Below are 249 nucleotides of genomic sequence, written 5' to 3' on the forward strand. Positions count from 1 at the left end.
CAGATCGACGCGGGCGGCGTCGAGCTCACCGGTGACGGCGGGTTCGTGCCCGCGCTGGTCAAGGCCGCGCTCGAGCGGGGCCTGCAGGCCGAGCTGACCAGCCATCTGGGCTACGAGAAGGGCTCGAGCGAGGCGCCGAAGCACGCCAACTCCCGCAACGGGACCACCCCGAAGACCGTGGAGTCCGAGGTCGGGCCGATCGAGCTGGACGTCCCGCGAGACCGGGGCGGGTCGTTCACCCCGCGCCTG

General features: G+C 73.1%; 1 protein-coding gene. It reads left to right on the forward strand.

Annotated elements, in window-relative coordinates; all coding sequences use genetic code 11:
* On the forward strand, positions 1 to 249 hold a 249-nt coding region (locus B1964_RS27850; RefSeq protein WP_172398990.1), incomplete at both ends, for a transposase.

It is taken from the genome of Gordonia sp. i37, assembly GCF_002043085.1.
Taxonomy (GTDB): domain Bacteria; phylum Actinomycetota; class Actinomycetes; order Mycobacteriales; family Mycobacteriaceae; genus Gordonia; species Gordonia polyisoprenivorans.